Here is a 20,136-nt window from a genome sequence, read left to right as displayed (position 1 = left end):
AACCCCTAAGAAATGGTGCGGCGGGAACGCCGGGAACGACAGGGGTGCCGGTGCCGACCTTCGAAGAACTTCTCCACGTCAAACTTTCACCGATCCAGTCGGCGGCTGACGACTGGGCCACCATGGCGGTCCTGCTGAAGAAAGTCGCGACAGAGGCCGGGAGCATGCGCAGCCTGGCCCAGGGCACCGACTGGAAGGGCGAGAACGCCGCCGTCACCAAGCCGTTCGTTGTCCGGGTGTCTGACGAGTTCACCGACGCCGTCACCGAAGCGGAGAGCATCGGACACCTGTTGAGTTCCGCACACGACCAGATCAAAGCAGCCAGGGATGACCTGAAAGGTCTCTGCGAGAATCCGCCCGCCGGCATCACGATCCTCGCCGATGGCACCTTGACCCGTAGTGTCCAGCCCCACCGGATGTCCCACGGAGATCCCGTGGATGTGGTGGCCCAGGACGATTTCGACGCCCTGCAGCGGCGCATCGACGCGATCACCGGCCGGGCGGCGGAAGCAGACTCGACCTGTTCCTGGGGTCTGTGGCAACTCACCAAGAACAAGCACGAGTTCGGCAGCACGTACTACGGCTCCCTTCAGGACGCGAGGACCGATGCCCGGCAGACGCAGCTGTCCAAGACGGACTTGCAGGACTACACACCGCCCAAGAAGTGGGGCAGCGGCACGATCAAGCCCATTGCCGAATTCCTCAGTTACCGCTCCTGGATGAACGGCGGCGAGGCGCTCGTACAAGGGGACCTCAACGGCGCGGCGCAGGGCGCGATCGGCGGTTCCCCTTCGGCAGCCGGCGGAGAGGCCAGCAAGCGCCTCGCCAAGGGATCGCTTCTGGGCAACGTGCGCGGGAAGCACCATCGCCCCACGCTCATCAACACGATCGGTAAGTTCGGGGAGAAGATATTCGGCGTTCCCGTCGCCCTGGCGGCGACGGGGGTCGACTTTTACTACACGCCGCCGGGCGCGACCAAGGCGCCGGGCGACACCCATGTGGAAGCCCCGGCGGAACCGGGGAAGGTGAGGTACAAGTGACGCACCGCACCGGCCCGCCCCCACGCGGTCGACGCCGTCCGAACCTGTGGCACTGGCTGAGGCCCCAGAGTTCACGAACGGTCGTCCTCGGCATGTGTATGGCCGTCGGCGGGCTCGCCGGCGGGGTCCGTTGCATGGCGGACGGGAAAGGGATCTGGACGGCCCTCGGCACGCTCGGAGTGGGGATCCTCGGCGTACTGATCGTGGTGAGTTATTTCGTCAACCATGAGAACCGCTGAGCGCCGCTGGCCCCGGCCTCTCGATTCTGAGCATTCCGGTTCGGGGTGAGTCATTGCCGGTTCGACAGCTGAGCCGTATGCGTCCCCGAGGAGTTCGTGGACACCACCGCCAGCGCCCTTCACCGCTTCCTCGGCGATGGACCGCAGGTCTCCCTGAACGGGTGGGGATGACCGTCCCCGCGGTAGCCACAGACACCGCAGACCACCCCTCAATACGCAAAGTGCACAGGTCAGCACCCACTGTCAGTGGGGCAGGTTAGCCTCCCCACCTCGAAGCACTGGTAGTGGGAGAGCTTCATGACAGTGGTGGACGAAGGCGTCCAGCGGGGCAAGCGGACCAAGCAGCCAACGTGGGTATGGCTCATGGCACTGACCGCGAACAAGGGGTTGTGCACATATTGCGCTGTCACCCCGTCGACAACGCTCGATCACGAGGCGCCGATCGCGGACAACGGCGCCGACGTGTGGTGGAACTTCCTACCTGCATGCAAGCCCTGCAACCTTTGGAAGCGCGATCGCACGGCCCTGGAGTGGCTGATCGACCAGAAACTCCATCGTGAACAGCCGGCCGTGGGGTTCGACACCCGCCGCATGCCAATGAGGATGTTCCACGGCTTCGAGGAGCGCATCGCTCGCACCAGGCGCGAGATCGGCGAGGGAGCCACGCCAACCGCTAGCGTTCGGGCAGACCATGCCTGGACGCTGGCAGCGTGAGCCGCGATGAGCAAGGACTCGTATCGCCGCCGGATCTACCGCCGAACCTGGATCAGAGCATGAGTGCCGCTGGTACGCCAGGCCGAGCCGGACCGTTCGAGAGTTGCCAGCGTCTCCTGTCCCAGCCCCGCGATCACGTCGGACTTCAGGGTGCGCAGCGCCGCGACGGCCCCCGGGAAGTACGCGGTGAGGTCCCCGAACGGCGCCGTGGCATCCCACATCCGGTCGCCCACAAGACGGCGATAGTTCAGGTCGCCCTTGAAGAGGGTGAGCGTGGCGGCCTCGAACTCCTGCCGCAGGTCCTCGGGCATCTCCTCGTACGGCAGCGGAGCGCAGAAGAACGAGTGCGTACGGATCTCCAGGCGTCCGGTAGCCATCGCCTGCCACAAGCGCCCGCCGATCGCGCCCGCTTCGCCAGGTGCCTGAGTGAGGCGGCGCAGGCAGTCGACGACGTCCGAAGTCATCGCGTCGGAGACGAAGTACGGGTAGGGCTTGACGTGGAGCACGACCCGTTCGGCATGGCGGTGTTCGAGGAAGTGGTCGATGAGGATCAGGTCCGGGATCAACTCTCGCCCCGCGTTGTCGGCGACGACGGCGACGGTGGAGAGAGCTCCGGCGGGCAGGAGCTGCCACAGCACGGCGCTGTCGTCGGCGACCAAACCACCGGCAGCGTCGCTGGAGGCCGACTCTCCCTCCGTAACACGGAAGCCGAGGTCCGCGCGGTTGCCCCAGAGGGAGGCGCGGAGGAGGGCCGTGGCACGCTCGTCGGCCGGCGCGTCGGCGAGTGCGTCCAGGGCGCGGAGTTCCTCGTCCACTGCCGCGCCGCGCAGTTCGGCCTGCTTGAAGGGCGCGAAGGGGTCGACTCCCTGCCATGGGCCCGTACCGAAGTAATCGATCGCGGCGAGGAGTCGGCGGTAGAAGTAGCTTTCCGCCCAAAGGAACGGAGCGTCGAACCACGGTCGCCCGAAGTACTCCTGCCCCCAAGCCGACCACTGGCTGTGATCGCGCTCCGAGGGGGCGAGCGGTTCGACGACACCGTTGATGATCTCGTCCAGCAGGGCATCAAGGGCCTCGTGCGGCCGGCGGCCGTACGGGAAGGCGTCTCGCACCTGCTGGATGAGAGCCGGATGGCGTTTGGCCAGGACTCCCCAGGCGAACGAGCCGGGCTCGTTGCCCAGGATGACCCGCGCGCCGGGAGCAGCGACCGGGCCGGAACCGTGACCGGCCTCTTCGCCCGAGATACCGGACGTCTTCTCTGTCATGGTGTCCAAGCCCTTCGCTTCTCGCTCATGAGTCCTTGATCTCCGGGGCTACGACCCCCGCCGGGCCGCCGACCAGCGCCTCGCCCGCGCCCGGTGCGAAGGCCGCGCAGTGCAGCGAACCCAGTCGTTCCGACTTCCGTGCCATCGAACCCCGTCGTATGAGGTGAGCGCACGCCGGGTGTACGGAGCGACGGCCTCGACAGGCTTCACGCTGCATCACCCGTCGGCCCCATGAGCCGACTGTAGAGGGGGTCGGTGAGGTCCGGCCGTACGTCGCACGCCACCGCGGGCTGCCCCGTCAGTCGCGAGCGCTCGGCGATGGCGGTGAAGGACAGATCGATCTGCGGGATCCCGTAGGAGATGAGCTTGGCGACCGAGGTGCCGTAGGCGACGCCCCGCACCTTGCCCCACAGGAGCGCGCCCGCACACATCGCACACGGCTCGGCGGTGGTGACCACCACGTGTGAGGGGAGGGCCAGGCCCGCCTCGGCGGCCTTGCGCAGCAGGTTGACCTCGGCGTGTGCCGTGGGGTCGTGGGAGATGTCCGTGGTGTTGCGGGCCCCGGCCACGATGGCCCCGCTGTCGGCGTCGACCAGGACGGCCCCGTAGGGCCAGCGGGCCTGGCGGGCCCAGTCCACGGCGACAGGCATCGCGCGTTCCACCGCCTCCGTGAGATCCGCGGGCCAGTCCCCGCTCCAGTGCCGCGGACTGGCGCTCGCGGAGGGAGCGAGCGCGCCGAGCACGGAGAGCGGGGCTGCTGCGGCCGCCGTGCGCAGGAAGCGACGGCGGGAAGAGTTCGAGGGGATCATTCCGCCTGTATAGCGGTCCCATCGACGGGTGATCGGGCTTCTTGCGGGAATGGCTGAAGAGCACGCTCGCCAGGAGGCCGTGCGTCTGCCTCAAGCGACCCGCGCCGGGCTGCCTCCGATTGCCTGCTCTGCCGTGCGACCCGCGTTCACACCGTCGACAGCAGCCACTGCTGGCTGGGATCCCCCGTGTCCGTCTGCTCGACGAGCTTCGCCCCGTCGGCGGTGGAAGCGCCGCTCACTCCGAGCACCTTGCCGGTGCTCGCGCTGACGAGCTTCAGATAGCCGCCGTCCGTCGGCACCCGGCGCCACTGCTGGTTGGTGCCGCCGTTGGCGGGCCACTGGATGACCGGTGTGCCGTCGGTGGCGACGTTGCCCTGTACGTCGAGGAGCTGGCCGGAGTTCACATTGGTCAGCGTGCAGATGCCGTCGGTGACCGGGGCCGGGCGCCACTGTTGGTTGGTGCCGCCGTTGCGGGTCCATTGGATCAACTGCGTGCCCGCCGTGGTGGACCGGTCCGGCACGTCGAGCACCTTGCCGCTGCGGCGGTTGACCAGGACGCACGGTGCCTCGGTGAGTGTCGCTTCGAACGGGATCGGCTGCGGCCGCAGTTGGTGCAGGTCGAGTACGAGGATCTCGTTGCGGCCGACGGTGAGCCAGGGGGCGGGGCAGTAGAGCCGTTGCTGGGGGCCGATCGACCAGTACCTGCCGAGGTTGTGTCCGTTGACCCAGACCACGCCCTTGGTCCAGCCGGACATGTCCAGATAGGTGTCGCCGATGTCGGTGAGGGGCACGGTCGCCCGGAAGAAGATCCCGGCCCGCCCGGGGTCGCTGATCACCGGGCGCAGCGCGGCGACGAACGCCTCGTCGACGGGCAGGGCGTACGTCTGCCAATCGGTGAGCACCCCGTCGAGCGGGCCCGCGTCGGTGAGCGACACCTGCCCGGTGATGCCCTTGCGGTCGACAAGCCCGTGGCCGTAGTTGATCCGGCCCATGCCCTCGACCAGGATGTCCAGCGTGGGTCGGCTGCCCGCCGCACCCAGCGCCAGCCGCGATCCCGTGGTGACCTTGAGCGATGCCGCGTAGGCCGAGGGCACCGCCGGGCGGGACAGGCCGCCCTGGTAGGCACCGTCGAGGAAGACGGTGGCGTAGTCGTGGACCGAGGAGACGTCGAGTGTCGCCCCCGCGTATCCGGCGAGGACCTTGCGGTAGAGCAGGAACCCCGAGTTCTGCCCGTAGTTCTCCATCGGCTGCGGTGTGACGGTCTGCGCTGGCGGGAGCGCGGCGGGCAGGTTGTCCCAGAGCGAGGCGTACGGGACCGGCGCCGGGGCGTCGTCTCCGGTGCGGGTGATGGTGGGGACCGGCGCCGGGACCGGCGGCAGTGTCACGCCCGGGTAGCTGCCGATGAGCGCGCGGTAGGCGAGGTAGCGCGGGGCGGGCCGTCCCTGCTCGGTGATGGGCGCGCCGTAGTCGTACGAGGTGACATGGGCGGTGTAGCCAGTGCCGTCGTCGTTGGCGTTGGCACCGGCCCAGTAGCCGAAGTTGGTGCCGCCGTGCACCACGTAGAGGTTGAACGACTGCCGGGCGTCCATCAGGTCCCGCAGCGCGGGGGTGAGGTCGGTGCCCAGACCGGCGAAGGCGCCCTCGCCCCAGTGCGTGAGCCAACCGGGGTACAGCTCGCCCGACATGGCCGGGACGCGCGGGAACGAGGTGCGGCAACGTCTGATGTCCGCGGATGTGCCACCGCTGAGCCCGATGGCTCCGCCGGTGACGTTCGTGTGGTTGGCCACGACCTGGCCGAGCCCGTCCTGGGTGTAGAACGGCCCCTCGATGCCCGCCTTGAGCCACAGTTGCCGCAGCGCCTCCAGATAGCCGCCGTCGCTTCCGTACGACCCGTACTCGTTCTCGATCTGCACCATGAGGACCGGTCCGCCGTTCGCGGCCATCAGGGGTCGCAGGACGGGCGCGATGGTGGTGATGTACCGCGCCACGGCCGCCATGTAGTCCGGGTCCTCGGTGGAGTTGACCCTCAGTCGGGCGGAGGGTTTGCGCAGCAGATAGGGCGGCAGTCCGCCGAGGTCCCACTCGGCGCATACGTACGGGCCCGGGCGCAGCAGTACGTACATGCCCTCCTGCTGACAGAGCCGGATGAACGCGGCGAAGTCGCGCCGGTCGGTGGTCAGGTCGAAGACACCCGGACGTTCTTCCAGGTAGTTCCACATCAGATACAGCGCGATGGTGTTCAGGCCCAGTGCCTTGGCCATCCGGATACGGTGATGCCAGTACTGCACCGGGATGCGGGCAGGGTGCAGCTCGCCGCTGCGGATCTGGAAGGTCGTGCCGTCGAGGACGAAGTCCGCGCCGTCCGGGCTGAAGCCGAAGGTTTGACCGGAGGCGAACGTACGCCCGCCGGAGGCGGCCAGCGCGGCCACCGGGCTCAGCACGGCGGCCGCCAGCAGTGTGCGTCGATGCATGCGTACTCCCTGATGACGGCAGACGGAGTGTGCGGTCATGCGGCGCTCGGCGACACATGAGGCGAACAGAACGTCACGCGTCGCTGCTGCGCAAGGTATTGATGACGCCAGTAAGCGTCAAGAGTCCACGTAATCCAACACAACACACCAATGAACCTCCGGCGATCACCTTCCCGGCCGGGGCCTGATTCCTCAACTCCCTTTTACCGTACGGTGATTGAAGCTGCTCGAAACGTGGCGCTACAGTGCAGCACCAATCACCAACTGCTCTCGTCCGCCCCATCCGAGCGCCACCCCGCACGTTCCCCTTCTCACCTCAGAGGAGATCACCGTGCCCCACTCCCCACGTACACCGCGCCGGCGCACCGCACTCACCGCGCTCACGGCCGCGCTGCTCTGTCTGCCGCTCACCACCGCCACCGCCGCGCAAGCCTCCCCCTCCCCCGCCGCGCCTGCCGTGGCGCAGCTCGCCCCGACCCCGCCCATGGGCTGGAACGACTGGGCCCACTACCAGTGCGGGGTCACCGAGCAGACCATCACCGCCAACGCCGACGCCCTCGTCTCCACCGGCCTGGCCGCCAAGGGATACACCACGGTGACCGTGGACGACTGCTGGATGACCAAGTCCCGTGACACGCAAGGGAACCTCGTCGCCGACCCCGTGAAGTTCCCGCACGGCATGGCCTGGCTCGGCTCGTACCTCCACGACCGCGGACTGCGCTTCGGGATCTACGAGGACGCCGGGTCCGCGACCTGCGGCGGCTACCCCGGCAGCGGGCGACCCCAGGGCGGCGGCGCCGACCACTTCACCCAGGACGCCACCTCGTTCGCCGCATGGGGCGTGGACTACCTCAAGCTGGACGGCTGCAACCTCTACACGGCGCCCGGGCAAACCCAGGAGCAGGCCTACCGGCAGGCGTACGACGCCCAGGCCGCGGCCCTGCGCGCGACCGGCCGCGGCATCGTCTTCTCCGAGTCGGCGCCCGCGTACTTCCAGAGCGGCGAGTGGGGCAGTCCCACCTGGTTCGACGTACTGTCCTGGGTCGGCTCGGACGGCCAACTCTGGCGCGAGGGCTGGGACATCGCCACCTACGACCCCGCCCATCCCACCGCGAGCCGCTGGTCCAGTGTCCTGTCCAACTACGGCTACAACCGCTGGATCGGCCGCTACGCCAAGCCCGGCAACTGGAACGACCCGGACTTCCTCATCGCGGGCGCGGGCGGGCTCACCGACGACGAGTCCCGCAGCCAGATGGCCCTGTGGTCGATGATGGCCGCACCCCTCATCCTCTCCTCCGACGTCTCCCGGCTCACCCCTGCGGCGCGGTCCGCGCTCGGCAACACCGACCTGATCGCCCTCGACCAGGACAGCCTCGGCCGACAGGCGAGCGTGGCGTCCACCAACGGCACCACCGATGTCCTCGTCCGACCGCTGGCCGGCTCGGACCGGGCGGTCGCGGTCCTCAACCGCGCCTCCACAGCCCGTACTCTGACCACCTCGCTGGCCGGTGTCGGCCTGCCCGGCTGCACGGTGACCGCCAAGGACCTCTGGACCGGGGCCAGTTCGACCGTCACCAGCGGTCTCACGGCGACCGTTCCCGCGCACGGCACGGCAATCTGGCGGCTCACACCCGGCGCCGGGTGCGCCCCCGCCATTCCCGCCGGCCAGATCACGGGCAACGGCGCCAAGTGCGTGGACGTCACCGGCAGCGGCACCGCCGACGGCACCCAGACGATCCTCTACACCTGCACCGGCAACCCCAACCAGCGCTGGACCATGGGCAGCGACGCCGGCGTGCGGTCACTGGGCAAATGCCTGACGGCGTCCGGCACGACCGCCGGAAGCCCCGTCACCCTCTCCACCTGTACGGGCTCACCCGCCCAGCACTGGACCGCGAAGCCCGACGGCACCCTGGTCAACAGCGCGTCAGCCCTGTGCCTGGACGTCTACGGCGGCGGCACGGCCGACCTCACCAAGCTCGACACCTGGACCTGCGGCCACCTCCAGTCCAACCAGGTGTGGTCCTTGCCCAGCTGATCCACCGGGTCGTGCCGAGACCGGCGTGGCGGCTCCGCCTCAGGGGCAGATGCGGCGGGCGGGGTGCAGTCAGGTCAGTGGGCCGGTGCGGGGTCGGTCCTTTTGCGGGCGCGGTACGCGGCCGCCTTGATCTTGTTGCCGCAGGACTCCATGCCGCACCACTGCCGACGCATGCCCCGTGAACGGTCGATGTAGGTGCGGGTGCACTCCGGGTTGCCGCACTCCTTGAGCAGGGGCACGTCCGGTCCGCTCAGGAGCTCGACGGCATGGCGGGCCACCATGGAGAGGGCCTCTTCCGGCGTTGCCTGCGTCCATCGCCCTGATGGGGTGAGCTGCGGCACCGCCGACGGCTTGCGTGCCGCGTTGTTGAGTACGGTCAGCGCCGCCCCGTCGTAGTCTTCCGCGAGCCGACGGGCGGTGACCAGCTGGTACATGGCTTCCCGTACGGTCGTCGCCTCCTCGACGTCGGCCTCCCGGCTCGGGGAGACCGCGTCGACGAGGCCGGACTCCACGTACCACGCGTTCAGCCTGTCCGGCGTCGCGAACATCTCGAAGCGCAGCGAACGGCGCGCTCGGAGCGTGGCGACGAAGTCGAGTGCCGGGTTTCCACAGACGAAGACATGATCGAGGTTCACATCACCATTCTGGCAGGTGACGAAATCCGTAGCAAGTTTCCGTCACCTGCTGAAGCAGTGAATCCCGTCAGGCTCTGGAACGGCACCGCTCATAGACCCAGGTCGACAGCGAGACAGGAGAAGGACCTCCATGAGCCCTCGGGGTCGAAGGCGTACCGCGTCGGATCGCTCGGCGTAGCCGCCTTCTCCTCGACCATGTCCTCCTGCCGGATACGCTCGGGCAGGCTGCCGAACCGTGCTCGACGTGCCGCCGCGGTGCTGTCCGTGGTGTGCGTGCTCTCCATGGCTGGACTCCGTTCGGTCGCTGGTGGCACTGGCGGAACAAGCTCGCGTACATCACCCGACTGGCAGGTGATGAGACGCGTCAGATGCGGTCCACGTCGATGACGGCCTGGGCGAAGGCGGCGGGTGCCTCCTGGGGCAGGTTGTGGCCGATCCCCGTCAGGGTCCGGTGCTCGTACGGGCCGGTGAACCTGTCCCGGTAGGTGGTGCCGTTGCCCGGAGCGGTGAAGGGATCCTTCTCGGGGTCGAGGGTGATGGTGGGAACCTCGATGACCGGCCGCGTGGCGAGCCGCTTCTCCAGTGCGTCGTAGCGGCGTTCCCCGTCGGCGAGGCTCAGCCGCCACCGGTAGTTGTGGATGACGACGGCCGCGTAGTCGGGGTTGTCGAAGGCCGCGGCAGTGCGCTCGAAGGTGGCGTCGTCGAAGTCCCAGGTCGGGGAGACGGTCTCCCATACAAGCCTGGTCAGATCGTGGCGCAGGGTCTTGTCCTGCATGGCGAGCCGACCTCGCTCGGTGGCGAAGTAGTACTGGTACCACCAGGTGTGTTCGGCCGTCGGGGACAGCGGCTTCAGGTTGGTCTCAAGGTTGGTGATGAGGTATCCGCTCACCGATACGAGGGCTCTGCAGCGGTCGGGCCAGAGCGCGGCGATGATGTCGGCGGTGCGCGAGCCCCAGTCGAAGCCGGCCAGAACAGCCTTCTCGATCTTCAGGGCGTCCATCAGGGCGATGATGTCGAGCGCGATGGCGGACTGCTGGCCGTTGCGGAACGTCCGGTCGGAGAGGAAGCGCGTCGTGCCGTGGCCGCGCAGATACGGGACGATCACTCGGTAGCCCGCCTCGGCCAGCATCGGCGCGACGTCGACGTAGCTGTGGATGTCGTACGGCCAGCCGTGCAGACAGATGACGACGGGGCCGTGGGCGGGGCCCAGTTCGGCGTAGCCCACGTTCAGCAGACCACCCCTGATCTGCTTCAGCCGAGCAAAGGCGGTGTGTGCGCCGGAGCCGGGGGCGGCCACCGCACCGGCCGATGTCGCGGACGCGCGCCGCGGGGCGGCGGACGCGCTCTGCGGCCCGTGCAGACCGGTCAGCGAAACGGCAGCCGCACCCGTACCCAGCCCCATGGCCTTGCTGAACCCACGCCTGTTGATCATGTGAAGCCCCTCGGTCGTTCACGTGTACCGGTGATGCGCGATGACTGACTGTCGCACAGGATTCATCACCGGTCAAACCAGTGACGCAAGGGTGGCCATGATTGGCGCCAAGCCGCAGGTTCTTTCCCTAGCGCTGGGCATAGGCGTATCTGCCATCATCTCCGCAACGGCCAATGCGTAGGCGATCTAGGACCGTCACTGGTTGAGAGAGTGATCCTCCCTCTCAGCTTGAAGACGAGAGGGAGGCCGACAGGGCGCGGGTCTCGTGTTCGGTCATCCGGGAAGTGTCGTACGGCACGGCGTTGACCCAACGCTGGGTCAGCCGGGCGATCCGCTCGCCGTACCGCTCCGCGGTGACCAGGTCGCCGCGCGATCCGGCCTGCTCCGCTCCCAGGTCGGCGTGGCTCTGGCTCATCACACCCAGCCACGAGCCCAGCCGGTTCACGTCGTCGCGGGTGCCACCGCTCCAGGCCGCCCTACGAACGCAGACGATCGGGCTTGGTATCGTGCTGGGCGACCGGCGACGTAACCGGCCCGTCGACCACCGCCGACCAGGTCGTCCTCACCCCCACCGAGCCGTCGGACACCGCCACGGCACTGCGCGACCTGTTGCTGCACGCCTCGGCGGAGTCACCCTCTGCCGATCACTGAGCGGTGTGCGTCGTGATGTTGCCGGCGCGGGCGACGGCCAGTGGGGCGCCCGTCACGGTGGCCCTCGCGGAAGGCGAGGCTCGGTTCGAACTGGCCACCACCCGCAGGGTAGTTGACAGCCTCGTCGGGCCGGATCCCGCACCCGAGCCGACCGCGCCCCCCACACCTACCAACACTTTCTGCAAACCTTCAACGACCACCCCACGCAGCCACTCCGCGCCTGCGGACGGCACCGACTCCTCGGCTCACCCACCGACGAGGCCACCGTCAACGTGAGCCCGCGCCCGCCTCACACGCCTCCTGCGCCACGGGCTCCTCACCCATCCTGGACGAGGCCCCCACCAGAACAGGCTCATTTTCCCCTCATGCGTTTAACAGCCATCTCCCTAGCGTGGGGGCCTGCCACGGCCCGTGACTCCGCGCCACTGTCCTCACTGGAGCAGTTGCCTCCGTCACGGCCCTGACCAGGTACGGAACATCGCAACCGGACTTTGCTACAGCCCTGGATTGGGAGTAGTCGTGATGGCGTCTTCAAAGACGGCACGGGCGAATCGTGGTAGCGGAGGTGCGGCACGCGACGCCGCCGTGGCCGCGCAGTATCTGACTCTTGACGACGCGACCCGCTATGCCGCGTCATACGAGGGCTGGCGGCCGGCGGCACGGTATTTCTGTTCCCGGCTGCATGTGGTCGACGAGGCGCTTCGTGCCGCCCCGCATGGTCGACTGCTGGACGTGGGGTGCGGGCCCGGCATGCTGGTGCGACGCGTTCTCGACATCCACCCCGGGGAGTTCCAGGTCACCGGGTGTGACCGATCCCCGGCGATGATCGAGGCGGCCACCGCTCTGACGAAGGGCTCCGACGACGTCGAGTTGCGCGTGGCGCGTGTCGAGGAGATGCCCTTTCCCGACAAGCACTTCGATGTCGTCGTCGCGATGGGCGTCCTGGAGTACACCGACGCCGACAGCGGGCTGCGCGAGATCGCACGCGTGGTGCGGCCGGGCGGCCTGGTCGTGGTGACGATGCTCAACCCGCTCAGCCCGTACCGCCTGGTCGAATGGTTCGTCTACTGGCCGTTGGTGCGTGTGCTCGGCCGCGTCGAGGGACTCTTCGGCGAGCCGCGGCACGCCGCGGACGTGTCCGGCATCCGAGCGATCCGACTGGCCCGATTACGCCGGATGATGCGCGATACCGGACTCAGACCGGAGGACGCCGTCCACTACGACGTGACGCCCCTGGTCCCGCCGCTGGACCGGCCGATCCGCCGCTGGAGCCGGAAGTGGCGCGACCATCCCGAAAAAACCGTGAGCAGAGGAGCCCGCCGCTGGTTGGGCACCGCCTACCTGGTGACGGCACGGCGCGAAGAGCACGCGTAGCGGGACAGGGAGCATCGCCTCGACCAGCAGATCCGAAGTTCCGCTCCCCCCGTCCCACGTCAACTCCTCAGTACGCGGCGGATCAACTGCCCGTGATCGGGCCGAGGTAGGTGCCACCGGAGACGTCGATGGTCTGGCCGGTCACCCAGCGGCCCTGCGGACCCGCCAGGAAGCCCACCACATCCGCGACATCCCCCGGCTCGCCGATCCGTCCGAGCGCGGTGATCGACTCAAGTCCGGCCATCGCCTCGGGAACGCCGGTCCACCCGGCGGTCATGTCGGTCAGTACCACCCCGGGTTCGACCGTGTTCACGGTGATCCCGCGCCGCCCGAGCTCATTGGCGAGCGACGGGCTGAGGGCGGCCAGCGCCGCCTTGCTGACGGTGTAGCCGATCTGGAGGGGGTTGGCGATCCGAGTGGCCGCCGAGCCCATGTTCACGATCCGTCCGCCGTCCCGCAGCAGCGGCAGCGCCCGCTGGACCACGAAGATCGGCGTGCTCACGTTGACCGCCAGCAGCCGCTCCAGCTCCTTCTCGGTGAGCTGCCCGATCGAACTGACCGAGTGGATGCCCGCGTTGTTGACCAGGACGTCCAAGCCGTCCTCGCCGTGGTCCGCCAGCCCGGCGGCAAGCCCCTCGAACAGCCGGTCCACCGCGCCGCTCTCGCCGAACGTGGCCTGCACCGCGAACGCCCTGCCGCCGACCTTTTCGATCTGCGCCACGGTCTCAGCGGCGGCCTCGTCGCTGGCGCCGTAGTGGATCGCGACCAGTGCCCCCTCGGCGGCGAGCCGCAGGGCGACCGCGCGCCCGATCCCGCGCGAGCCGCCCGTCACCAGTGCGGTCCTGCCGTCCAGTTCCCCCATGATCGCCTCTCCCCTCGTGTTGCCCCGGCCGAATCCGGGGCCGATCTCGGGTACGTCCGAAGTTCCGTGCTGCTAGAGGACGTACGCGTCCAAGACCAAGTTCTCTTGACCGCACCGTACACAAGCGCGAGAAGCCGCGATCGCCCGGGATATCCGTCGGCGCGACAAGTAGGCCCAGCCAAACGGCACTTCGCCATCGAATCCAAGATCCGCCAACCCGATCGTCTCCCCCCTAACAGCCCGTCAGGGAGCTAGTCTGGAGGTTATGCGTCCGATGACCCACGAGGAACGAGAGACCTTCCTGGCAGAACCGCATGTCGCAGTCCTGAGCGTCACGGCCGAAGCGGAACGTGCTCCGCTGACCACCCCGATCTGGTACGAGTACCAGCCAGGCGGGCTCGTCAAGGTGATCACGACCTCCGGCCTGCGCAAGGTCCGGCTCATCGAGGAGGCCGGCCGGTTCGCGTTGTGCGCGCAGGTGGCCGTTGTCGACGACTACCGGTACGTGTCGGTGGAGGGCCCGGTGACCGAGATGAGACCGACGTCGAAGGAGGAGCGCTTCGACATGGCCGCGCGATACATGAGCCCGGACCGCGCCACCGACTACGTCAACGCGGCGGAGGAGGCCTCGGCCGACGACATCGCGATCCACATGCGGCCGGAACGGTGGAACACCTTCGACTTCAGAGTGCTGCCCCACGGCTAGCAGGCCACGGTGAACCGGGTCCTGTCTGGAACGCCGAGGAGGAGAAGGAGCCCTTCCGGCACGGGAGTTGGCTCACGAAGGGCCGTCCGGGCGTCGGCTATGCGCTGACCACCTCCCGTACTGCCGCGAGGAACTCCTCCGTACGCGGGTGTGTCGGGTGGGCCGGGCGGGCGAGGTAGACCGTGGTGACGAGCGCGTCCTCGACCGGGATGAAGCGGACCCCTGGGTGGCCGTGGCTCTCCGCCGTGCCCGCGGCGCCCACGCCGAACGCGCCGCCGGTGGCGATGAGGTTCAGCCACTCGTCGACGTTGCGCACCTCGATCGTGCGGTGCGGGCGCTGCGCCGGGGACCAGAGGTCCACCGAGGCGGTGCCGGTGTCGGGCCACAGGGCCAGAGGAAGGGCCGGGCTGGAGGTGAGTTCCGCCAGTTGCACCCGGTCACGGCCCGCCAACGGGTGGTCGTCGGGCAGGGCGGCGACCCGGTCCTCGGTGTAGAGGGCCTCGGTGCGGATGCGCGGGTCGGTGGGGACGGTCCGGAGCACCGCCACGTCGGTGTCGCCAGTGGCCAGACCCGCGGTGCTGTTGTCCTGGCGGACCACTTCGAGTGGCGCGTGCGGATGCGCCTGGCGCCACGTACGCAGCAGCGGGACGGTCTGCTGCCCGAGGACAGCGCACGTATAGCCGAGACGCAGCGGCCGCTCGACGGCTCGGGTGTCGGCGAGTGCCGCGTCGAGATGGGCGAGGATGGCGCGCCCGTGCCCCAGGAGGGTCTCACCAGCCGGGGTGAGATCCAGATGCCGGGACGAACGGTCGACCAGGCCGACTCCCACCCGCGCCTCCAGTTGGGCGAGGGTGCGGGACAGGGCGGGCTGCGTCATATGCAGCCGCGCGGCCGCGGCGGTGACCGTACCCGCCTCAGCAATGGCGGCCAGTGCCTTGAGGTGACGCAGTTCCACATCCATGCCTGTGAAGCATAGTCCCTGTCCAGATGGCATTTCCGGGCACCACGCACGACCCGTAGCGTCGGAGGCGCCGGGTGGTCGCCCGGCTCCCGGGCACTCCCCCGGGATCGCCCGGTACATCCCGGGCGTTCGTTTCCAGGCATTGGACGGTGAGTTGTGAGGATTCTTCTGGTCGGCGCGGCCGGCACGCTGGGCTCCGCGGTACGCAAGGCGCTCGCGGAGCGCGGCCACGAGGTGATCGGCGTGGGCCGCACGGGCGGGGACCTGGTCGCCGACGTCACCGACCCGCAGGCCGTGGCCCGGCTGTACGCACAGGCCGGTCCGCTCGACGCCGTGGCCGTCGCGGCGGGCGACGCCGTGTTCAAGCCGCTGGCCGAGCTCACTGCCGACGACTTCGCGGCGACGTTGCGCGGCAAGACGCTCGGCCAGCTGGAGCTGGTGCGTCAAGGCGCCCGGCACGTGGCCGCGACCGGCTCGTTCTCGCTGATCAGCGGGATCCTCACGGACGAGCCGATCGTGGCCGGGGCCGCCGCGTCGGCGGCGAACGGCGCGGTCGAGGCCTTCGTACGAGCCGCCGCGATCGAGCTCGCGCCGCAGCGGATCAACGCGGTGAGCCCGACGGTGGTCGAGGAGTCCCTGCCCGCCTACGGACCGTTCTTCTCGGGCATGGAGCCCGTACCCGCGACGCGCGTCGCGACCGCGTACATCCGCTCGATCGAAGGGGCGCAGACGGGACAGATATACCGCGTGCACTAGAGGCCGCGCGGCACCCTCGCGGCGCTGCACCGTGCGGCCCGCGAGGCACGGCGCTGTCGGGGCGCCGGTTCGCACAACCGGCTCCGTCGTGCGCTGCGGCCCTCGGTCGCCCGGTGCCGCCCGGCACACGCGTCCTGCCGTGAAAAGGAGCTGGAACAGGCCCCGATCGTGCCCTACGTGATCGTCGTAGCCGACAGGTCGGGGCTGACCGGTGGGTGGTCGGGCGCCAGCTTGAGTGTGATGACCATGGTCATGCCGCCTCCGGGGGTGTCCTCGGCGGCCAGGGTGCCTCCGATGGCCTCGGTGAAGCCGCGGGCGACAGCGAGGCCGAGGCCGACACCGGCGCCGCGCGGTGCGTCGCCGTACCGCTGGAACGGGGCGAAGATGCGGTCCTTCGCGTCGTCGGGCACGCCCGGGCCCTGGTCGGCGACCCGGACCTCGACCCGGTCGGCGATGGCGCTGGCGGAGATCAGCACACGCTCGCCAGGCGGGCTGTACTTCACCGCGTTCTCCACGACGTTGGCGACCGCCCGCTCAAGGAGACCGGCGTCGACCGCGACCATCGGCAGCTCCTCGGGGATGTCCAGGACGACGCTGTCCTCGGGGACGCCGCCGAGCGCCATCGGGATGACCTCGTCCAGGTCGATCTCGCGGATGATCGGGGTGACCGTGCCGGTCTGCAGGCGGGACATGTCGAGGAGGTTGCCCACCAGGTGGTCGAGGCGGTCGGCGCCTGCCTCGATGCCTTCCAGCAGTTCCGCCTCGTCGGCCTCGGACCACTCGACGTCGTCGGAGCGCAGGGACGTCACGGATGCCTTGATGGAGGCCAGCGGGGTCCGCAGGTCGTGACTGACCGCCGCCAGCAAGGCGGTTCGGATGCGGTCGCCCTCCGCGTACAGCCGTGCCTGGTCGGCCTCTTCCTGGAGTTGTCGGCGGTCGATCACGACAGCGGCCTGCGCGGCGAAGGCGCCGAGCACGCGCCGGTCCTCGGCGGGCAGTACGCGGCCGGACAGGGCGAGTGCCATGTGGTCGCCGACCGGCATGTCCACATCGGCGTCCTCGGGCCGCGCCACCGTGCCCGGGCCCACGTTCGCGGTGACGGTCCACGGCTCGACGTCGCTCGTACGCTGCAGAAGGGTCACGGACTCCATCGCGAACGTCTCGCGGACGCGTTCGAGCAGCGCGTCCAGGCTGGTCTCGCCGCGCAGCACGCTGCCCGCGAGGAAGGAGAGGATCTCCGACTCGGCGCGCAGGCGGGCCGCCTGGTGGGTGCGGCGGGCGGCCAGGTCCACCACCGAGGCGACCGACACCGCAACCAGGAAGAAGACCGCTATGGCGACGATGTTCTTCGGGTCGGCGATGGTGAGTTCATGGACCGGCGGGGTGAAGTACCAGTTGATCAGCACCGATCCGAACGCGGCCGAGGCGAGCGCCGGCAGCAGCCCGCCGAGCAGCGCCGCCGCGACCGTCAGCGTCAGATAGAGCAGCATCTCGTTGGCGAGGCCGAGGTCCACGTCGAGGTGGGTCAGCAGGAGCGTGAGCAGCACCGGGGCGAGCAGGCCGGTCAGCCATCCCCACAGGAGGCGGGTGCGGCCGAGCCGCGCCCCGCGCGCCACCGGGAGTCCCCGCCCCCGCGCGGCCTCCTCGTGCGTGACGATGTGGACGTCGAGGTCGGGCCCCGAGTCGCGGGCGACCGTCGCGCCGACGCCGGGGCCGAAGACGTACTGCCAGCTCCTGCGGCGGCTGGTGCCGAGCACGATCTGGGTGGCGTTGACCCCGCGCGCGAATTCGAGCAACGACGTCGGCACGTCGTCGCCGACGACATGGTGGAAGGTGCCGCCCAGGTCCTCCACCAGTGTGCGCTGGACGGCGAGTTCCTTCGGCGAGGCGACGGTGAGGCCGTCGCTGCGGGCGATGTACACCGCCAGCACCTCGCCGCCCGCGCCCTTCTCGGCGAGCCGGGCGGCCCGGCGGATCAAGGTGCGCCCCTCGGGGCCGCCGGTCAGGCCGACGACGATCCGCTCGCGCGAGCCCCAGATCGTGTTGACCCGGTGCTCACTGCGGTACTCGGTCAGGTACTCGTCGACCCGGTCGGCGACCCACAGCAGGGCCAACTCCCGCAGCGCCGTGAGGTTTCCGGGGCGGAAGTAGTTGGAGAGGGCCGCGTCGACCTTCTCCGGCTTGTAGATGTTGCCGTGTGCCATACGGCGGCGCAGCGCCTGCGGCGACATGTCGACCAGCTCGATCTGGTCGGCGCGCCGGACCACCTCGTCGGGCACGGTCTCCTGCTGGCGGATGCCCGTTATCGACTCCACCACGTCCCCGAGGGACTCCAGGTGCTGGATGTTGACGGTCGACACGACGTCGATCCCCGCCGCGAGGAGCTCCTCGACGTCCTGCCACCGCTTGGTGTTGCGGGAGCCCGGGATGTTGGTGTGCGGCAGTTCGTCCACCAGGGCGACGGCGGGCCGTCGCTCCAGCACCGCGTCCAGATCCATCTCGGTGAAGACGCTGCCCCGGTATTCGAGTTCGCGGCGCTGCACCTGCTCAAGGCCGTGCAGCATCACCTCGGTGCGCGGCCGGCCGTGGTGCTCGACGAAGGCGACCACGCAGTCCGTGCCGCGCTCCACCCGCCGGTGTCCCTCGGACAGCATCGAATACGTCTTGCCGACACCCGGCGCCGCGCCGAGATAAATGCGGAGCTTGCCGCGTGCCATGGTTTCGCTCTCTGGGGTGTTGGTGAATCCGTCGGTCCGCCGGGTGTGGAGGAGCTTATGCGGGTCTTGCTCAGACCTCGAAGCGGTAGCCCATTCCCGAGACGGTGATCAGGTACTGGGGGTGTGAAGGGTCGGCTTCGAGTTTGCGCCTCAACTGGGCCATGTACACCCGGAGGTAGTTGCTGTGCGTACGGTAGCCGGGACCCCACACCTCCTGCAGCAGCTGCCGCTGGCTCACCAGCCTGCCCCGGTTTCGGATCAGCAGTTCCAGCAGGTGCCACTCGGTCGGGGTGAGCCGGATGTCCTTGCCGTCGCGCCTGGCCTTCTTGGCGAGCAGGTCGAGGGTGAACCCCTCGGTGGTCACGATCCCCTGCTCCGCACTGGGCTGCTCTTCGGGACCGGTACGGCGGGTCGCCGCCCGCAGCCGGGCGAGCAGTTCGTCCATGCTGAACGGTTTGGTGATGTAGTCGTCGGCTCCGGCGTCGAGGGCCGCGACCTTCTCATCGGAGGTGTTGCGCGCCGAGACCACCAGCACGGGCACCCGCGACCAGCGGCGCAGCGCCCTCATCACATCGAGCCCGTCCATGTCCGGCAGCCCCAGGTCGAGCAGGACCGCGTCCGGCGGGCTCTCGGCGGCGAGTTTGAGCGCGGTCTGCCCGTCGGACGCGGCGTCGACGTCGTACTTGCGCGCCCTGAGGTTGATCTCAAGAGCCCGTACGAGCTGTGGTTCGTCCTCCACCACCAGCACCCGGGTCATCGGTGTGCCGCCTTTCTTTCATGCTGCGTGTCGTACGGAAGCCGGAGTGCGGGTGGGGTCGTACGGAGGGGGCGGGAGCCGGCGGCGGAGGTCATCCGGCCCGGCGGCTCCCGCCCCTCGCGATAACCCGGTCACTTCTGGAGCAGTTCCTTGAGCGCGATGTTGAGCTTCAGGACGTTCACGCGGGGCTCGCCGATGAAGCCGAGGATGCGGCCGTCGGTGTGGTCGGCCACCAGCTTCTCGACCTTGGCGACGTCCAGGCCGTTCTTCTCCGCGACGCGGTGGATCTGGAGCTTCGCGTACTCCGGGGAGATCTGCGGGTCCAGGCCGGAGCCGGAGGAGGTGACCGCGTCGGCGGGCACGTCGCCCGGCTTCACCTTGTAGTCGGCCGTGGAGTTGTCCTTGACGACGGCCTCCTTGGCGGCAACGACCTGGGCACAGAGGGTGCCGTCCTCGGCCTTCTCCGGGCAGTACAGGTGGCCGTGCTTGTCGGGCACCGCACCCGAGTCACCGGCCTTGTTGGTGGCGCCGGAGACGATCAGCTGGTACTGGGTGTTGAGGGTGTTGGCGCCGAGGCCGTTGGAGGGGCGCGGCTGGAACCAGTGCAGGTCCGGGCGGGCGGCCTCTTCGGCGTCGTTGGGGTTCTTCTTCGGGAGGTTGTAGGTCTGCCCGATGAGCTCGGAACCGACCACCTTGCCCTGGGACTTGACCT

General features: G+C 69.2%; 19 protein-coding genes and 1 pseudogene. 8 read left to right on the top strand and 12 right to left on the bottom strand.

The annotated features are described in order from the left end of the window. Positions 1 to 50: 50 nt before the first annotated feature. The 3 genes and pseudogenes from BG418_RS17415 to BG418_RS17405 all read left to right on the top strand — a co-directional run bounded on the left by BG418_RS17415 (position 51) and on the right by BG418_RS17405 (position 1,993). A complete protein-coding gene (locus tag BG418_RS17415) occupies positions 51 to 1,040 on the top strand; it encodes a hypothetical protein (RefSeq protein ID WP_188274824.1) in 990 nt (329 codons plus the stop codon). A 311-nt stretch (positions 1,041 to 1,351) separates the two neighbouring features. Continuing rightward, positions 1,352 to 1,450: pseudogene (locus BG418_RS39925) on the top strand (DNA mismatch repair protein MutT); the annotation flags it as partial. Between the two features lie 126 nt (positions 1,451 to 1,576). Beyond that, positions 1,577 to 1,993 (top strand): HNH endonuclease signature motif containing protein, encoded by a 417-nt coding sequence (locus BG418_RS17405; protein ID WP_188274822.1) that lies wholly within the window; start codon positions 1,577 to 1,579, stop codon positions 1,991 to 1,993. A 35-nt stretch (positions 1,994 to 2,028) separates the two neighbouring features. Here BG418_RS17405 and BG418_RS17400 read toward each other — a convergent pair whose 3' ends face one another. The 3 genes from BG418_RS17400 to BG418_RS17390 all read right to left on the bottom strand — a co-directional run bounded on the left by BG418_RS17400 (position 2,029) and on the right by BG418_RS17390 (position 6,535). Further along, positions 2,029 to 3,255, bottom strand: coding sequence for a damage-control phosphatase ARMT1 family protein (locus tag BG418_RS17400; protein ID WP_188274887.1), 1,227 nt, complete (start codon positions 3,253 to 3,255; stop codon positions 2,029 to 2,031). A 206-nt stretch (positions 3,256 to 3,461) separates the two neighbouring features. Then, positions 3,462 to 4,064 carry a nucleoside deaminase gene (locus BG418_RS17395; protein WP_188274821.1) on the bottom strand — a complete coding sequence of 201 codons (603 nt, stop codon included), beginning with the start codon at positions 4,062 to 4,064 and terminating at the stop codon, positions 3,462 to 3,464. Positions 4,065 to 4,210: 146 nt separating this feature from the next. Next, entirely contained in the window at positions 4,211 to 6,535 is a 2,325-nt protein-coding gene (locus tag BG418_RS17390; RefSeq protein WP_188274820.1) for a beta-galactosidase, read from the bottom strand. Between the two features lie 331 nt (positions 6,536 to 6,866). Here BG418_RS17390 and BG418_RS17385 point away from each other — a divergent pair, with 331 nt between their 5' ends. After that, positions 6,867 to 8,573: a ricin-type beta-trefoil lectin domain protein gene (locus BG418_RS17385; RefSeq protein WP_188274819.1), complete on the top strand. Its 1,707-nt coding sequence runs from the start codon at positions 6,867 to 6,869 to the stop codon at positions 8,571 to 8,573. 74 nt (positions 8,574 to 8,647) lie between these two features. Here BG418_RS17385 and BG418_RS17380 read toward each other — a convergent pair whose 3' ends face one another. The 4 genes from BG418_RS17380 to BG418_RS17365 all read right to left on the bottom strand — a co-directional run bounded on the left by BG418_RS17380 (position 8,648) and on the right by BG418_RS17365 (position 11,055). Further along, on the bottom strand, positions 8,648 to 9,208 hold the full coding sequence (locus BG418_RS17380) for an ABATE domain-containing protein (RefSeq protein WP_188274818.1): 561 nt from the start codon (positions 9,206 to 9,208) through the stop codon (positions 8,648 to 8,650). Between the two features lie 89 nt (positions 9,209 to 9,297). Continuing rightward, positions 9,298 to 9,492 (bottom strand): hypothetical protein, encoded by a 195-nt coding sequence (locus tag BG418_RS17375; protein ID WP_188274817.1) that lies wholly within the window; start codon positions 9,490 to 9,492, stop codon positions 9,298 to 9,300. An 80-nt stretch (positions 9,493 to 9,572) separates the two neighbouring features. Then, a complete protein-coding gene (locus BG418_RS17370; protein ID WP_188274816.1) occupies positions 9,573 to 10,640 on the bottom strand; it encodes an alpha/beta fold hydrolase in 1,068 nt (355 codons plus the stop codon). A 223-nt stretch (positions 10,641 to 10,863) separates the two neighbouring features. Further along, the gene (locus BG418_RS17365; RefSeq protein WP_223184994.1) at positions 10,864 to 11,055 is read right to left on the bottom strand and encodes a hypothetical protein; all 192 of its coding nucleotides are present in this window, start codon (positions 11,053 to 11,055) and stop codon (positions 10,864 to 10,866) included. Between the two features lie 83 nt (positions 11,056 to 11,138). Between BG418_RS17365 and BG418_RS17360 the strand changes: the two genes are divergently transcribed. Beyond that, positions 11,139 to 11,291, top strand: coding sequence for a hypothetical protein (locus tag BG418_RS17360; RefSeq protein WP_223184993.1), 153 nt, complete (start codon positions 11,139 to 11,141; stop codon positions 11,289 to 11,291). Between the two features lie 522 nt (positions 11,292 to 11,813). Next, the gene (locus BG418_RS17355) at positions 11,814 to 12,665 is read left to right on the top strand and encodes a class I SAM-dependent methyltransferase (protein WP_188274815.1); all 852 of its coding nucleotides are present in this window, start codon (positions 11,814 to 11,816) and stop codon (positions 12,663 to 12,665) included. An 82-nt stretch (positions 12,666 to 12,747) separates the two neighbouring features. On the opposite strand, the gene BG418_RS17350 is transcribed toward BG418_RS17355, so the two are convergent. After that, positions 12,748 to 13,527 (bottom strand): SDR family NAD(P)-dependent oxidoreductase, encoded by a 780-nt coding sequence (locus tag BG418_RS17350; protein ID WP_188274814.1) that lies wholly within the window; start codon positions 13,525 to 13,527, stop codon positions 12,748 to 12,750. A 265-nt stretch (positions 13,528 to 13,792) separates the two neighbouring features. On the opposite strand from BG418_RS17350, the gene BG418_RS17345 reads away from it, so the two are divergent. Further along, positions 13,793 to 14,233: a pyridoxamine 5'-phosphate oxidase family protein gene (locus tag BG418_RS17345; protein WP_188274813.1), complete on the top strand. Its 441-nt coding sequence runs from the start codon at positions 13,793 to 13,795 to the stop codon at positions 14,231 to 14,233. 97 nt (positions 14,234 to 14,330) lie between these two features. On the opposite strand, the gene BG418_RS17340 is transcribed toward BG418_RS17345, so the two are convergent. Further along, positions 14,331 to 15,194, bottom strand: a complete 864-nt coding sequence (locus BG418_RS17340) for a LysR family transcriptional regulator (protein ID WP_188274812.1) — start codon at positions 15,192 to 15,194, stop codon at positions 14,331 to 14,333. A 156-nt stretch (positions 15,195 to 15,350) separates the two neighbouring features. Between BG418_RS17340 and BG418_RS17335 the strand changes: the two genes are divergently transcribed. Beyond that, entirely contained in the window at positions 15,351 to 15,950 is a 600-nt protein-coding gene (locus tag BG418_RS17335) for a short chain dehydrogenase (RefSeq protein WP_188274811.1), read from the top strand. Positions 15,951 to 16,123: 173 nt separating this feature from the next. Here BG418_RS17335 and BG418_RS17330 read toward each other — a convergent pair whose 3' ends face one another. The 3 genes from BG418_RS17330 to BG418_RS17320 form a co-directional block, all read right to left on the bottom strand. Beyond that, positions 16,124 to 18,667, bottom strand: a complete 2,544-nt coding sequence (locus tag BG418_RS17330; protein ID WP_188274810.1) for a sensor histidine kinase KdpD — start codon at positions 18,665 to 18,667, stop codon at positions 16,124 to 16,126. Between the two features lie 70 nt (positions 18,668 to 18,737). Then, entirely contained in the window at positions 18,738 to 19,424 is a 687-nt protein-coding gene (locus BG418_RS17325) for a response regulator (RefSeq protein ID WP_188274809.1), read from the bottom strand. 131 nt (positions 19,425 to 19,555) lie between these two features. Further along, on the bottom strand, positions 19,556 to 20,136 hold a 581-nt coding region (locus BG418_RS17320), incomplete at its 5' end, for a potassium-transporting ATPase subunit C (RefSeq protein ID WP_188274808.1).

Source organism: Streptomyces sp. CBMA152 (assembly GCF_014596475.1).
GTDB lineage: Bacteria > Actinomycetota > Actinomycetes > Streptomycetales > Streptomycetaceae > Streptomyces.
Note: the sequence above shows the minus strand (reverse complement) of the source record. Positions and strands in the feature narration are given on the sequence as shown.